Below are 1,465 nucleotides of genomic sequence, written 5' to 3'. Positions count from 1 at the left end.
TTGCGAGAAACTCCCACGTTAACTGGTGAGTTTTTACAATGGCTGCGTACTTCTTCTGAAAATGGTGGTAAAAGTCTACTAGATTTAAGTTGACAAAACTCGTTCCAGCGACTATTGACCTTTGACTTCTGCTGTAGGATGGAAGTGTGAGATTTTAATAGCTTGAAGAGAGAGACCGCGCCCATGTCCTATCCCACTCTCGACGACGAAGAAATTGCTCGACGTGGCAAAGAGGTTTACGAGACTCAAATCCGCGCCCAAGTGGAAACAGCAGAAAACATTGGAAAAATCATTTCAATCGATATTGAATCAGGTGATTACGAGATTAATGACGATCTGCTTACAACCTGTCGTCGTTTGCAGATGCGGCACAATAATCCAATTCTCTGGACAGAAAGGATTGGATTTAACGCGGTTTATGCAGTCGGGGGAACGTTGACAAGGACTGCATCGTGATAAATGGGTTTGTCGTTGGGCTTCAAGCTAGAGTTAATATTGTTCTTTGCCTTGCAGGGCGACCGGATGTAGAAATAGAGTGTGTCGTCGATACAGGGTTTGAAGGGACTTTAACCTTGCCTCTTGATATTGTTGATGCTCTCGATTTACCGTATATCACTCGCATCAGAGCTAATCTCGCTGATGACTCCAATGTAATGACGCGAATTCATCTTGCAAGAATAATTTGGCATGGAATCGAGCGTGAGGTTGTGGTGCTGGCGATGGGTCGTCGTCCACTACTTGGAACTGCACTAATCGAAGATTATCACCTCAGTGTAGATTTCTATGAAGGTGGTTCAGTTGTGATTGATGAGATTGTGTAAGTTCACTAACGTTAAATTTTCACAAGCTTGTTTAATTCTCTACGTAGTCTTTTCCTGTCAGCTTGAGGACTGGTTTTCGTAGAGCTTTGACTACTCTAAATCTTGATTCTCTTTGGCAGCAAAGTATTTATTGGGCGATCGGTGTTGCCTTTGTCATAGGCAACACTAAAATAATAAAGACTTCGATAAATCATCTCTAAAGAAATGCTGCTCAAGTACCATCAATTCCATATATTGGAGCGAGAACTAGAAGCTCTTGCGCCTATGCATCGAGTAGCATTTGCGGCAGCTTGTTGCGAGAGATTGTATCCACACTATGATATTTACTTGCGAGCAGCTAGAGAAGATGATTGGGATGGAGAAGATTTATTTAGAGTAGCACTCGATGAAATCTGGCAATTTTTGGCAGGAAAAAAGGTTGATGTGGCAAGATTTCGTCAACTTTATTATGATTGCGACCAAAGCTACCCCGACTATGAAAACGTAGAAACTCCAGAAGCACAGAGAGCCGCAAGTGCAATTCTTAATACTTTAGAACTTTGTTTAGAGCCAAGTGTACGACAGACTATTTCAGTAGTAAAACAAATACATGAAACTCTTTTTGAGTATATAGATTATTTATGCCAGTGTGAAGACGAATACTC

Annotated in this window: 3 protein-coding genes and 1 pseudogene; 3 read left to right on the top strand and 1 reads right to left on the bottom strand. The window is 41.6% G+C overall.

The window, feature by feature from the left end; translation table 11 throughout:
- The first annotated feature begins 183 nt into the window (after positions 1-183).
- Positions 184-456, top strand: coding sequence for a hypothetical protein (locus tag RMZ95_RS34005; protein ID WP_322685763.1), 273 nt, complete (start codon positions 184-186; stop codon positions 454-456).
- Positions 453-821 (top strand): clan AA aspartic protease, encoded by a 369-nt coding sequence (locus RMZ95_RS34000; protein WP_322685764.1) that lies wholly within the window; start codon positions 453-455, stop codon positions 819-821. Before RMZ95_RS34005 ends, RMZ95_RS34000 begins: the two co-directional genes overlap by 4 nt.
- 58 nt (positions 822-879) lie before the next feature.
- Here the strand turns inward: RMZ95_RS34000 and RMZ95_RS33995 are convergent.
- A pseudogene (locus tag RMZ95_RS33995) lies at positions 880-1,030 on the bottom strand (IS4 family transposase); the annotation flags it as partial.
- Here RMZ95_RS33995 and RMZ95_RS33990 point away from each other — a divergent pair.
- Positions 1,026-1,465 (top strand): DUF416 family protein (locus RMZ95_RS33990; protein ID WP_409884542.1); only part of this gene is annotated, 440 nt, incomplete at its 3' end. The pseudogene RMZ95_RS33995 and the gene RMZ95_RS33990 overlap by 5 nt on opposite strands.

Origin of the sequence: Nostoc sp. DedQUE07, assembly GCF_034530975.2 — a bacterium.
Classification (GTDB): Bacteria; Cyanobacteriota; Cyanobacteriia; order Cyanobacteriales; family Nostocaceae; genus Nostoc.
Note: the sequence above shows the minus strand (reverse complement) of the source record. Positions and strands in the feature narration are given on the sequence as shown.

Excerpts from the sequence above, each read along its gene's own strand:
- RMZ95_RS34005 (WP_322685763.1), top strand. The coding sequence starts at position 184 with ATGTCCTATCCCACTCTCGACGACGAAGAAATTGCTCGACGTGGCAAA.